Source organism: Kribbella sp. NPDC026596 (genome assembly GCF_040638415.1).
GTDB lineage: Bacteria > Actinomycetota > Actinomycetes > Propionibacteriales > Kribbellaceae > Kribbella.
This window is the reverse complement of the sequence record NZ_JBEZYF010000066.1, coordinates 40362-51049: the sequence shown is the minus strand read 5'-3', so window position 1 is coordinate 51049 and position 10688 is coordinate 40362. Positions and strand designations below refer to the sequence as shown.

Below are 10688 nucleotides of genomic sequence, written 5' to 3'. Positions count from 1 at the left end.
CACCCCCGGTCGGCCCGTAGGGCGCACGCCGTACGGGCCGGCCGTTTTGTTGCCTAGGGCGCGATGTTCTGGTTCAGGTGGAACAGGTTGCCCGGGTCGTATTTGCGCTTGACCTCGACCAGCCGGTCGTAGTTGTCCTTGTAGTTGTCGCGGATCCGCCCCTGGTCGTCGCCGGCCATGAAGTTGATGTACCCGCCCGACTCCGAGTGCGGTGAGACGTCGTCGTAGTACGACTTGACCCACTCGACCCCGGCCTCGTTCTGCGCCGGGTCCGGCCACATGCCGGCGATCACAGTGGCGAAGTTCGCGTCCCGGTAGGCGAACGCGGTGCCGTCCGGAGTCACCCGGTGGCAGGCGCCGTCGATCGGGTAGATGTGCACGGTCGAGTTCACCGCCGGCAGGCCGGGCGCGTGCCGCAGGTGCGCCCGGATCGCTTCGTCGGTGAGCTCGGTGACGAAGTTCGCCTTCCAGTAGTGCTGCAGCCCCGGCGGAACCAGCCCGTCGAAGGCAGCGTTCAGCGCCGGGTACGGCATCGGCCCGACGTGCTCGGCGACCACCGGCGCGAACTCACGGAACTTCGAGATCTGGCTCTCACCCTGATCTGGATCGCCCGCCCAGCAGCCGACGATGAAGGCGAAGACCTCGCCGTGCCGGTCCTCCGGGATGAACGGCAGCGGCGGGGCAATCTGGAACGCCGGGAACCCGCCAAGCTGCTCGGGCGCATCGCCGATCATGTCCCGGAACCCCGCGACGACGGCGGCCGCGTCCGACATCTCGAACAGCATCGGACCGCCGTAGATCGTGGACACCGGCGCCAGCCGGAACTCCAGCGCGGTCACCACCCCGAAGTTGCCGCCGCCCCCGCGGAGCGCCCAGAACAGATCCTCGTTGTCCTTCTCGCTCGCGAGCAGGAACTGCCCGTCCGCGGTCACCACGTCGGCCGAGATCAGGTTGTCGCAGGACAGCCCGAGCCCGCGGGCCAGGTATCCGATCCCGCCGCCGAGCGTCAGCCCGCCGACGCCGGTGGTCGAAATGATCCCACCGGTCGTGGCCAGCCCGAAGGCGTGCGTGGCCGCGTTGAAGTCGCCCCAGGTCGCGCCGCCGCCGGCCCGCGCGGTCCGGCTGACCGGGTTCACCCGGACGTTCCGCATCCCGCTCAGGTCGATGACGACACCGCCGTCGACCGTGCCGAACCCGGGCACGCTGTGCGATCCGCCGCGGACCGCGAGATCCAGCTCGTTCGTCCGCGCGTAGTCGATGGCCGCCATCACGTCGCCGGCGTTCTCGCACCGCACCACGACCCGCGGCCGCTTGTCGTGCATCGCGTTGTGGACCTTGCGCGCCTCGTCGTACCCCTCGTCACCTTCGGTGAGGATCAGCCCTCTGGTGCGTTCTCTCAAGTCGTCGATCGTGCCCATGTTCTCTCCCCGACAGTTCCTGCCTCAGAGCGGCGTGCGTACGTACTACGCAGGCCGCGCAGACCGGTCGCCAGCGTCGAGCGCAGCGCGAAACCTCACCCCAGAGAGCGTCTGATCCCCCGACGGGCAACGCGGACCTCCCCCAGACCCCGCCCGTTCATCCCCGACCTTCCCGCGCGACCCGACTTTCGTCAACCCTGAAAAACCCGCCGGGAGATCTCCGCGGCCGATGTCGAAGACGCCATTCCGGTACCGACCAGAAGCTGCCGGCAGAACCCCGACGAGCACCGTCCTGCTGCGTCACGACCTGGTCTGATCAGTCCTGCTGCAGGGTGCTGAGGAGGCGGTTCTGGGCCTGGTCGAGGTGGTAGGCCAGGTGCTCGGCCGCGGCGGTCGCGTCACCGGCGCGGATCGCCTCGAGGATCGCGGCGTGCTCGGACGCGACCGTCGACGGATCGGCCTTGCGATGCGCCTTGTACTGGCCCATCGTCAGGTGCACCTCACCCAGGATCAGCTCGTGCATCCGCGACAATCGCCGGCTCCCGACGGCCGACACCAGCGCCGAGTGGAACGCGATGTCGGCCTCCACCTGATCCTCGAACAACCGGTCGCGGGCCGCGTACTCGATCGCGACCTGGGCCCGCGCGGCGTCGGCCGGCACCTCACCGGTCACCGCCAGGGCGGAGACCGCGGCCTTCTCGATCGTGACGCGGCTGAAGAACAGGTCCCGGATCTCGTCCTGGTCGAGCACCGGGACCACAGCCGTCTTGTGGGCCGTACGGCGTAACAGGCCGAGCGCGGTGAGCCGCTCCAGCGCCGCCTTCGCGGTCGGCCGGGCCACGTTGTACTCGGTCGCGAGCCGGACCTCGGTGAGCTTCTCGCCCTGGGGGATCTCGCCGTTCACGATCCGCTTGCGGACCGACTCGTACAAGGCGTCCGTCAGCGACGACGGCCCGAGCTCCAGGCGCGTATCCGTACCCACTCCACCCCCTCCAGGACCTGTCTGGCAAGTGTACTGGTCTAATAACCGGCACTCTTGTCAACGACGTTGTGCAGCGTTTCCCCGGCCACGAAGCGGCGTACGTTCTCGGCGACGATCTCCTGGCTACGGCGCCGCGTACCGGTGCTGGTCGCGCCGTTGTGTGGCGTGACGATGACGTTGGGCAACGACCAGAACGCGCTCTCCGGCGGCAACGGCTCGACCCCGTGCGCGTCCAGGCCGGCGCCGGCGATCTGCCCGGTCCGCAGTGCGTCGAGCAACGCGTCGTCGTCCGCGATCCCGCCGCGCGAGATGCAGATGAAGTACGCCGACGACTTCATCCGCGCGAACGCCTCCCGCCCGAACACGCCGGCCGTCGAAGCCGTCCGCGGTGCCGTGACCACGACGAAGTCCGACTCCGCCAGCAGCCGGTCCAGGTCGCACAGCTCATCGACGTACGGCGAGGGCAGCTCGGGCCGACGTCGTACGCCGAGAACGCGCATGTGGAACGCCTTGGCCTTGAGCGCGAGATCGAGCCCGGAGTTGCCGAGACCGTAGATGCCGACCGTGAGTCCGGCCAGCTCGCTGTGGACGAAGTGGTCCCAGCGACGATCCGCCTGGGCACGCATCCACCGCGGCACGTCACGGTTCAGCATGAGCATCAGCAGCAGCGAGTGCTCGGCCAGTGAGATCCCGCCATTGCCGGCGCTCGAAGTCAGCACCACCGGCGACGCCAGCATCTCGGGTGAGAGGTCGGCGTCGACCCCGGCCGACGGGCTGTGCACCCAGCGCAGCCGCGGCGCCTTCGCCAGCACCGCCGCCGGAACCCGGCCGATCACCGCCTCCATCTCCCCGAACACGTCCGCGGCGTCGTCGAGCGTGTCGACGAACCGGATCCGGGCGGCACCGGCAGCCTCGACGTACGCCGGCGATTCCTTGCCTACAACAACGATCATCATTTCAGTCCCGTCGTGGCGATTCCGCGGATCAGGTACTTCTGGGCGACAGCGAAGAAGATCAGGATCGGGACCAGTGACAGCAACGACATCGCGAACAGCATGCCCACCCCAGTCTGGGTCTCGGAGTCGACCATGGAGTTCAGCGCCACCGGGACGGTGAACACCTGCGTCCTGGTCAGGTAGATCAACGGTACGAAGAAATCGTTCCACGTCGCGAAGTACACTCGCGCAGGTTGGTCTGGAACATCCGGAAAGGCGAGTGCCACCAGAGCCTCATGCGCGGCTCCAGTCGACGTGCACGACCTCGAGCAGCCCCGCGGTCGGGATGACCACCTCGGCCCGGCCGTCGGCGACCGTCGGCTCGACGTCCACGCCGGCGACGAGCAGCCGCACCTTCAGCGGCCGATCGGGTACGGCGATCGACACGGTCTGCGGCGGCAGCGGGAGGGTCTCGCGGATCGGCCCGCGCATCGCCATCGGGTTCGTGAGGTTGACCAGGGCAACGGCCACTCCGGTGTCACCACGATGTACGGCGACATCGACCAGGCCGGCGCCGTCGACGGTCACCTCGGGCGCCTTGCCGAGCGCCCAGCCGACCGCGTTCGCGATCAACCGGCCGTGATCGGATTGGAGCGCTTCCCAGAAGATCGCGCCGAGGTTGAACGGGAAGTAGACGGTCCGGCCGCCGTTCGCGTTCTCGGTGCAGATCACCGCCGGCCGATCCGGCGCCTCCCGCGGATACACCTCCTCCATCGGCAGATCCGGGAAGTCGGGAATGAACCGGAACGGAATCACTCCGTTGGCCTCGACCCCGAGGATGTGGGTGCCGCCAATGATCCGGGTCGTTCCTTCGAACCCGGCGTTCAGCGGATGCTCGTCCATCAGCGCGATGTAGTTGTTCTTGATCGCCCGACTCGGTTCGGCCAGCTTCACGCCCAGCACGTCGCCGAGCCCGAAGTCCGCCCGCGCCTCGCCGCGTTCGTCGTACAAGGAGCTCTGGTACGCCGCCACGAGTGAGCCGCCGCCAGCGACGTACTCACGCAGGATCGCGCACTGCTCGTCGCTGAGTTGCTCCGCATTGGCGAGGACGACCACCTTGAACGGGCGCAGCCGCTCGGCCGTCAGCAGCTGATCGGAGACGAACTCGAACGGGGCCCGTGCCTCGACGAGCGCGTGGTAGAAGCCGTCGTCGTGATCGTGATCGCCGGCGCGGAGCTGTCCGGTGCGCGTCGGATCCAAGACAGCGATCTCTGCGGTGATCTTCAGGTCCCTGAGCACCGGCTCGACGGTTGCGTGCAGATTGAAGGCGTCGACGATCGGCTGCACCCAGCGGTGGTCCGGCACGCTCGCGTTGAACTTGGTGAACCAAGGGAGCGCTCCGTGGGCGAACCCGTCGACGATCCAAGTCTTGGTCTCTTCGCCGGGCGCGACCGAGTCCTTCCAGCGGTACTTGTGCTCGGGTCCGACCGAGGTGATCAGCCGCACCGGCCGATCGGGGAAGACACCACGGTTGCGCTTACCGTTGCGGCCCGCCGCCCATGGCGCCTCGGTCCCGGAGCGGCCCTGCTTGTCGATGACGAACAGCGGGGAGATTGGTTCGGCCAGGTCGCGGGCCAGATCCCGTGCGGCGAGCGCTCCCAGGTTCGGGACGAACCGCGCGTGCGGCCGCAGGTCGCGGACCGCCTGGTCCCAGATGCCGACGAGTTCACCGAGCTGCCGGCGTCGGCAGGCGACGTACTCCGGCCAGCCCTCGGCGTGCTCGGCCGCGGGCAACTCGAGACCGGTCTCGTCCCGGAACGACTTGCGAGCGCCCTCGCTGTACGAGATGCCGTAGTACCCCTCCCACCGATTGGCGAAGACCGCGTCGACGCCGTACTCGCGGACGATCTCGCGGATCACCTCGGTGATGAACTCCCGGTGGTACGGCGTGAACGCGCACGTCAGCCAGATCCCCGGGTACGCCCAGTGCTCGATCGGATTGCCGTCGCGGTCACGGGCGAGCCACTCGGGATGCGCGGCCGCGGCGTCGGCGTGGACCGCGTGGGGATCGGCGCGGGCCATCACGCTCATGCCGAGACTCCGGGCACCGTCGACGAGAGTACCGAACGGGTCGGTGTCGCCGAGGTACTTGCTGCGATAGTGGTACTCGAGCTGCGTCGGGTAGTAGGCGACGTAGCCGCCGGCGCTGATGCAGGTCGCGTTGGACTTGCTCTCGCGCATCAGCCGGAGCCAGAAGTCCGCGTCGAAATGCGCGGGATCGTCCTCGGCCAAGGTGATCTGGGCCCAGCGAGTCGCCGCCAACGGCCAGTCCGGATCGGAATCGACTGCTGGGGCCTGCTGCTCGGGCTCGGTGTGCATCGCGCCTCCGGAGTCGTTGGTCCCAAAATTGTCAGACAAGAATGCACGCCTGGCAAGAGCTGCTGTCAGGCCTTTGGCTCTAGCGGCTTTCGGCTGCGGCGGCGCGGAGGGCGTCGGCGACCGCGGCGACCGGCGGGGTTTGCGTACGGCGGGTGAGCAGGAAGACCTCGCGTCCGACAGCTCCCTCGGCCGGTAGGCGGACGGCAACGCCGGGGGCGCCGTGGCCGAGAACCAGGTCCGGGAGGAGTGCGCCGGCTCCCGTCGTACGGACGAGCTCGAGCAGGATGAGGAAGTCGTCGGAGCTGTAGCGGAGGTCGGGTTCGAAACCGCCGAGCTCGCGGCAGACTCGTACCTGCATCTCGCGGTGACCGGTGCCAGGCTGGCAGCAGGCCCACGCGATGTCGGCCAGTCGTTTCATTGGCACCCGGTCGGCGGCGGCCTCGGGGTGGTCGGTGGGCAGGACGACGCGGATCTGTTCGCGCAGCAACGGCTCGCGATGCAGGTCCGTGTGTACGGCTCGGGGCTGGCCGTCGTACTCGTCGCCGACGACCACGTCCAACTGCTGGAGTCGGAGTGCCGGTACGGCTTGCTCGACCTCGGTCTCGGTGGCTTCTACCCGGATGTCCGGGTGCGTGGCGGCGAGCGTACGGATTGCTGGTGCCACGACGCGCAGGAACGCTGATTGGAACGACGCGATCCGGACCACGCCGGCCACTCGGCCGGCCGCGACCGTTGCCAGCTCCGCTTCGGCAGCCTCCACGCCCTCCAGCAGCGTCGAGGCATGCCGCACCAGGACTTGTCCGGCCGCGGTCAGCCGGACGTTGCGGCCGACCCGCTCGAGCAGTGGCGTTCCCGCCTCGCGCTCCAGAACGGACAGCTGCTGCGAGATGGCGCTGGGGGTGTACCCGAGGGCGCGGGCGGCACCATGGACCGTGCCGCGGTCGTGGACTTCGCGCAGCAGGCGGAGGCGGTGCAGATCCAGCATCTGTTCAGAATAGCTACACGATCCTGTCCAAGAAGCCGCGATGGACGTGAACAATCCGCAGCCCTGACCATCGATGTCGTGGGCGCCCTCTTCTGTCTTCTTTCCGCCGCCGCTTTCGGGGCGATGGCCGTGTTCGGCAAGCTGTCGTACAACGCAGGTGTGTCTGTGGACGCTCTGTTGCTGGTCCGCTTCGGACTGGCCGGGGTGGTGTTGCTGACCGTCGCGCTGGCTCGTGGTGCATTCCGGGGTTTGTCGCGTCACGCCGTACTGGTGGGGCTGGGAATGGGGGTGTTCGGCTACGCGGCGCAGGCCGGTCTCTACTTCTCCGCGCTGGCTCGGATCGACGCGTCACTCGTCGCGCTGATCCTTTACGTGTACCCGGTGCTGGTGATGGCTGGGGCCGTCCTACTCGGGCGGGAGCGCGCGTCGCGGCGACGGGTGTGGGCGCTGGGCCTGGCATTGGCCGGAATCGGGCTAGTGCTCAGCGGAGCGGCGACAGGTCATTTCGGTATGCTCGGTGCGCTGCTGGCGCTGGGGGCGGCGATTGTCTACACGGTCTACATCCTGACCGGCGATCGCGCTGACGTCCCTCCGCTCGCGCTCGCGGCGCTCGTCTGCACCGGCGCGTTCGGCTCGTTTCTGCTCACTGGGCTGCTCCGGGGCGGCGGAGGACCGCTCTTGAGCGGCACCGGGTTCGACTTCGCTCCCGTGGGCTGGCTGTGGCTCGGGGCGCTGTCCATCGTGAGCACGGTCGCGGCGATCCTGCTGTTCTTCGCCGGAATGGCGCGGGTCGGCCCGTCGGTCGCCTCGATCCTCTCTATCCTCGAGCCGGTCGTGACGGTCGTCGCGGCAGCCGCGGTCTTCGGCGAGCACCTCACCGCAACCCAATGGTTCGGTGGCGCCCTGGTCCTATCCGCCGTACTAATCGTGCAGTGGCCAAGCCGGTCGGCGTCACTCTCACCGCGCCAGGCCGACTCCTTGGTCAGCAGCTAGCCTGTGCGCTTCTTGCGGGCTGTGGCTTTCGGCTTGAGCGAACGCGCGTACGCGACGCTCACCGCGAAGTGCTCGCGCAGCTCGTCCGTGTTGACCAGGAGGGCGTCGGGCACGACGACGTACTCCTTCTGTACGACGCCATGGGCAACGTTGAGGGCCGTGTCGTACCTGGTCAGGAACGCGGCGCGCTCGACCTCAGGAAGACGCAGGGCGAGGGTGCCGTTCTCGTTGAGCATCGAGAACATGTTGCCGTTGACCGAGGTGTAGGGAAAGCCGGCGCCTTTGCGTTCGACGTCGGGGAACAGTCCGACCAGCGCGTCGAACAGGGCAACCTTGTCGGCCGGAGCTTTGGCCATGCGCGTCTCCTGGTGTTGATGCTCCTGTCAGGCGGGTTGGCAGGTTGGGGCTTCGGCCAGGGTTGCGTTGGCTCGGGCGGCTGCGTTGAGGTTCCTCGGGGCGTGGGTCCAGGCGGCGACCCACATCTGCTGGGCGTGTTCCGCACCGAAGTCGCCGGCTGCGTGGGCGGCCATCATCGCGAGGTGGTTGGCCCAGTCGCCGGCGGCCGCGCGGTCGGCGGTTGCCGCCGCGTCGAGGGCCGTCAGGCGCTTGGTGCACGCCGCCGCGGCGGTGCCCGACAGTTTCGCGCAGTCATTCGTCGATTTCGCCTGTGCGGCCAGAGCGGCATTCAGTGCGGCGATATCCCCAGGTCCGGCCAGTCGGGTCCGCTTCCAGATTGCTTTTGTGGTCGCCTCGGAGTTCTTTCCATTCAGCAAATCGGTGCGTGCCTGAACGTGTTCGCGCCAGTGCTCAGCGGCAGTACGCGCGGCCGCCACCACCGCCTCGGTCGTCCGGATCTCCGCGGCACACGCGTCCGCCGATGAGCCCGCACCCTTGTTCGCCGCCGGCACACTGGCCGACGTTGTTGCCGGCAGGGAATGGCTTGCACTGTGGGCAGCATGGCTCGCGCTCGGCGGCGGCTGACTCGCCTGTTTGTCCGCCGATCCCCACTGTGCGATCGCCACGCTCGCCGCCACCGTCACCGCGGCGACCACGCCCACGACTACCAACACCGGTCCACGCCGCCGATGGATGGCTCGTTTGGCTCGCGACATTTCAAGGCCCCCCAGCCTGAAGAATCTGTCCGGCCCAAAATGCTGCCACGCCAACCACGAATGCGCGAGCTATTCACGGTACGCACCAGTAAGCCTGCATTCCGTACGACACAATGACCGACCGGATCCACTCGGACACAGCGGGCGTTGCCGCAATCGTTGTGGGAACTTTCGACCGGGTTGGGCGGGTACGACGGCAGACTGGACGGTATGGACCGGCGGATGGCGTGGGCGGGAGTCGTCGCGTTCGTGATGACGGCCGCCGTCGCCTGTAGTACTGACGACGCGGCACCCCCTGCGTCCACTCCGAGCGTGACCTCCTCGACCCCTGCCGCGTCATCCGCCGCCCCCACGCCGTCCGCCAGTTCAGCCCCCGGAACGCCGTCCGCTCCCCCGGCGACTCCGACCGTCGCCCCGCATCCGGTGTCGCTGCAGGCGCTGATGGCGAAGAAGTACAACGGCCGCAACCTCCGCCGCGGCCGGGTCCTCCTGCGCAACGCCGCCTACACCCGGTACCACGTCACGTACACCAGCGGATCGTTGACAATCTCCGGGATCATGAACGTCCCGACCACGCCAGGACCGCACCCGGCACTCGTCCTGAACCACGGCTACATCGACCCCGCCGTGTACACCAACGGCCGCGGCCTGATGCGCGAGCAGGACTACCTCGCCAGACGCGGGTACGTCGTACTGCACACCGACTACCGCAATCACGCGCAATCGTCCGACGATCCACGCTCCGAACTCGACCTGCGACTCGGTTACACCGAGGACGTGATCAACGCCGTACTCGCGCTGCGGACCTCGCAGTACGTCGACCCCGATCGGATCGGACTGCTCGGCCGGTCGATGGGCGGCGGGATCACCTACAACTTGCTCGTCGCGCAACCCGGCCTCGTGAAGGCGGCCGTAGTGTTCGCGCCGGTGAGCTCGGACGCCATCGACAACTTCAACCGCTGGGTGCGGAACGAGCGCCCGATCGCGACCACGATCCTGCGCGCGTACGGCGAACCGTCACGCAACCCGACGTTCTGGCGCAACCTGTCCGCGGTGAACTTCTTCGACCGCGTTACCGAACCCCTGCTGATCCATCATGGCGAGTCGGACTCGACCTGCCCGATCGCCTGGTCCCGCGAGAGCCTCGCCGCCCTGAAGGCGGCCGGCAAGAACGCGACCATGTACACCTATCCCGGCGAGGAACACGCCTTCGGCCCTGCCTGGCCGACCTCGATGGCCCGCACCGTCACCTTCCTCAAGCAACACGGCCTTTAAGGTCAGGTTGAGCCGTGCGCGACTCGGCGAACAACCCACGGGCCCGTACGCCGACCTCCTGTGTCAGCACCTCACCCGGTCGATTGCCGTAGGCAAGCAGTTCACCGCCCCACCGCATTCCGAGGTAGTCCGCGATCAGCCGCAACGTCCCCAGCATCGGCTCGACCTCAGCCAAATCCTTGGCCGTATGCGCCGTCACAGCCCACAGTGTCTTGCCAGCCATCCGCGCCCGGAAATCCACCCCTGGCACCCGCATCCAGCCCGACCAGTGATCGAAGTACTCCTTCACGCTCGCCGACACCGTGAACCAGTACAGCGGCGAGGCGATCACCAGATCGGTCGCGTCGAGCGTTGTCTCCAGCAACATACGGTGATCACCGCCCGGCAGCGGATACACACCGTCGCCGTCGTGCCGGACATCCCGGAACGGCTCGACCTCGAGGTCGCTCAGCCGAAGCCAGGTCTGACGCACGTCGTCCGGCAACTCGTCCGCCGCGAGCCGCGCCAGCGCCTCGGTGTTCCCACCCGGCCGCGTGGTCCCCAACAGGAACAGAAAGCTCCGGCTCATCAACCCACTCCCCTACTCATGCACGTGCAACTATTGCATGA

The 10688-nt window shown here is 68.1% G+C and carries 11 protein-coding genes; 2 read left to right on the top strand and 9 right to left on the bottom strand.

Going from position 1 to position 10688, the window contains the following annotated elements:
- Nucleotides 1–53 precede the first annotated feature (53 nt).
- The 6 genes from AB0E63_RS37015 to AB0E63_RS36990 form a co-directional block, all read right to left on the bottom strand.
- Nucleotides 54–1418: an FAD-binding oxidoreductase gene (locus AB0E63_RS37015; RefSeq protein WP_360376622.1), complete on the bottom strand. Its 1365-nt coding sequence runs from the start codon at nt 1416–1418 to the stop codon at nt 54–56.
- 316 nt (nt 1419–1734) lie between these two features.
- Complete coding sequence (locus tag AB0E63_RS37010) at nt 1735–2400, bottom strand: GntR family transcriptional regulator (RefSeq protein WP_360376620.1); 666 nt, start codon at nt 2398–2400, stop codon at nt 1735–1737.
- Between the two features lie 38 nt (nt 2401–2438).
- Nucleotides 2439–3353 (bottom strand): D-2-hydroxyacid dehydrogenase, encoded by a 915-nt coding sequence (locus AB0E63_RS37005; protein ID WP_360376617.1) that lies wholly within the window; start codon nt 3351–3353, stop codon nt 2439–2441.
- Nucleotides 3353–3580, bottom strand: a complete 228-nt coding sequence (locus AB0E63_RS37000; protein ID WP_360376614.1) for a hypothetical protein — start codon at nt 3578–3580, stop codon at nt 3353–3355. Before AB0E63_RS37000 ends, AB0E63_RS37005 begins: the two co-directional genes overlap by 1 nt.
- Nucleotides 3581–3629: 49 nt before the next feature.
- On the bottom strand, nt 3630–5714 hold the full coding sequence (locus AB0E63_RS36995) for an alpha-amylase family protein (RefSeq protein ID WP_360376611.1): 2085 nt from the start codon (nt 5712–5714) through the stop codon (nt 3630–3632).
- 79 nt (nt 5715–5793) lie between these two features.
- Nucleotides 5794–6699: a LysR family transcriptional regulator gene (locus AB0E63_RS36990; protein WP_360376609.1), complete on the bottom strand. Its 906-nt coding sequence runs from the start codon at nt 6697–6699 to the stop codon at nt 5794–5796.
- A 78-nt stretch (nt 6700–6777) separates the two neighbouring features.
- Here AB0E63_RS36990 and AB0E63_RS36985 point away from each other — a divergent pair, with 78 nt between their 5' ends.
- Nucleotides 6778–7692 carry a DMT family transporter gene (locus AB0E63_RS36985; RefSeq protein ID WP_360376606.1) on the top strand — a complete coding sequence of 305 codons (915 nt, stop codon included), beginning with the start codon at nt 6778–6780 and terminating at the stop codon, nt 7690–7692.
- On the opposite strand, the gene AB0E63_RS36980 is transcribed toward AB0E63_RS36985, so the two are convergent.
- Nucleotides 7689–8048, bottom strand: a complete 360-nt coding sequence (locus tag AB0E63_RS36980; RefSeq protein ID WP_360376604.1) for a hypothetical protein — start codon at nt 8046–8048, stop codon at nt 7689–7691. The genes AB0E63_RS36985 and AB0E63_RS36980 overlap by 4 nt on opposite strands.
- A 27-nt stretch (nt 8049–8075) precedes the next feature.
- Nucleotides 8076–8762, bottom strand: coding sequence for a hypothetical protein (locus AB0E63_RS36975; RefSeq protein ID WP_360376601.1), 687 nt, complete (start codon nt 8760–8762; stop codon nt 8076–8078).
- A gap of 252 nt (nt 8763–9014) precedes the next feature.
- Between AB0E63_RS36975 and AB0E63_RS36970 the strand changes: the two genes are divergently transcribed.
- Complete coding sequence (locus tag AB0E63_RS36970) at nt 9015–10079, top strand: alpha/beta fold hydrolase (RefSeq protein ID WP_360376598.1); 1065 nt, start codon at nt 9015–9017, stop codon at nt 10077–10079.
- On the opposite strand, the gene AB0E63_RS36965 is transcribed toward AB0E63_RS36970, so the two are convergent.
- Entirely contained in the window at nt 10060–10647 is a 588-nt protein-coding gene (locus AB0E63_RS36965; protein WP_360376596.1) for an NAD(P)H-dependent oxidoreductase, read from the bottom strand. The two genes, AB0E63_RS36970 and AB0E63_RS36965, sit on opposite strands and share 20 nt — an antisense overlap.
- Between the last annotated feature and the right edge of the window lie 41 nt (nt 10648–10688).